The organism is Desulfovibrio sp. 1214_IL3152, assembly GCF_036763055.1.
In the GTDB taxonomy this organism is placed as follows: domain Bacteria; phylum Desulfobacterota; class Desulfovibrionia; order Desulfovibrionales; family Desulfovibrionaceae; genus Desulfovibrio.
Genome location: NZ_JBAIYW010000500.1, coordinates 1 through 1,815, shown reverse-complemented (window position 1 = coordinate 1,815; position 1,815 = coordinate 1). Strand labels below are relative to the sequence as shown.

Genomic DNA, 1,815 nt, shown 5'->3' with positions numbered 1-1,815 from the left:
GGCCGACAGCCCCGCCCTCATGCTTCTGCGCCGCGTGGCCCCGTATATTCTGCCGCTGCACCTGGTGGACCCCAGGGCCGACACCTTTACCCCGGAGCACTGCACCTCGCTGCACGACGTCATGCGCTACGCTCACGAAATGAGCTATGCCGAGATGTTCCAGCTTTCAGACAGCGTTACGGAAAACAGCGCCGGTGTTGCCAGCCAGCTTGTAAGCTCCATTCCCCTTGATCTTTATATAATCGACCTTGGCGGGGGCCTGCGCAACCCTGAGGCGCGGCGCGTGCTGCCCGAAGACGTGACCAGCGTTCCCTTCAGCCATGTGCTCGACGGCATGCTCAACCCCGCAGTGCAGTCGCGCGGGCCGCGACCGGTCAACATGCGCGGCTTTCTCTCGGTTATGGGGCAAAGCGTCATTGGCTGCAATGAAGAAGGCTGTTCGCGCTTTGGCCAGCGCAGCTACGCCATTGTTTCAGACCGTTACCTCAACTTTTCATCACGGGTCGGCTACCATTATGCCATTCTTGACACTTGGTGCGGCGACACGCTGAGCAAGAACTACATCCGCTTTGAGTTCGCAGGCGGAGCCGCAAACGATGTACAGCGCGTACGCCGGGTACGCTGCATAGGGCTTATCCTCAAAGAGCTTGGCTTTACCGTTGAGCTTACCGGTGATAGGATACGCGCGCGCTACCAGAAGTATCCACGGCCCGAGCTGTGCTCACGCCTTGATCAGCTGGGGCGTCTGCTTATCATGACTCGCCAGATGGATATGCTTATGGTGGACGAGGCCGCAGTGTCGGCCTATGCCGAAAAATTTCTCAAAGGCGAGTACCATTAGCCGCAGCTCCCCCTGGAGCAGCCGTTGCGCCCTTGCCGCGACGAGCGCGGCATAACGTAATTGAGGCCACATGTCGCCCCTTGCCGCTTCCCCTGTTGAAACCGTGCGGCCGCCGGTATCGCCGGAACCGCCGCAAACCCTGTTAAGCCGTGACTTTATTCTGCTGTTTTGCATGACCATGTTCTGCAACAGCTTTATCGCCGTTTTTTACTGCTTTGAGCAATGGCTGGAAGGCATGTCCATCAGCCCCAACTGGCGCGGAGTGCTGCTGGCATCCATGTTCGCCATGGTGCTGCTGTTCCGCCCGCTGGCGAGCGTGCTGCTGCTCCGGCGCGGCAAACTGGCCGCCATGGCCGTTTCCATCGTCATATCAAGCTGCGTCATGTTGGGCTATGCACATGTGGGCGGCCCGCACACCATCGGAATGATCTGGACGTTGCGCATCGTGCAGGGCATTGCCCTGGCCGTTTTTTCAAGCTGCACCGTGGCCGTGCTTGTCAGTTGCATTCCCAAGGGCCAGAGCGCGCGCGGCTTTGCCATTTTTTCTCTCACCATGCTGCTGCCCTATTCCATCATTCCCGCAGCCGCGGAACCCATACTGCCCTTGCTGGGCGGAGAAGCCGGGCTTTTTGCGGCATCCTCCCTGCTCGGCCTGCCCTCGCTGCTCATGCTGATTCCCCTGGCCCCGCGCCTGAGAACGCCCGAAATGCCCCCCGAGGACGGCGGCGGCATGTCGGGCCGCGCCCTGTGGCAGGCTGTGAGCCGATCGGGCCTGCTTTTTGTTTATCTGGCCTGTCTGGCCTTCAGCATCATGACCGTACAGGCCATATTCTTCATCAAGGGGCTGTGCTCGGTCACAGGAGCAAACCCGGCCTGGTTCTTCAGCGTTTACACCCTGACCATAATTCTTGTGCGCCTTGCGGGCAGCAACCGGCTGGACACCATGCCGCGCTACAGGGTGACGCTCTTGTGCA

General features: G+C 60.2%; 1 protein-coding gene and 1 pseudogene. Both read left to right on the top strand.

The features are described from left to right. Nucleotides 1-841: pseudogene (locus V6C07_RS10785) on the top strand (PEP/pyruvate-binding domain-containing protein); the annotation flags it as partial. Nucleotides 842-911: 70 nt separating this feature from the next. Beyond that, on the top strand, nt 912-1,815 hold a 904-nt coding region (locus V6C07_RS10780), incomplete at its 3' end, for an MFS transporter (protein ID WP_333536488.1).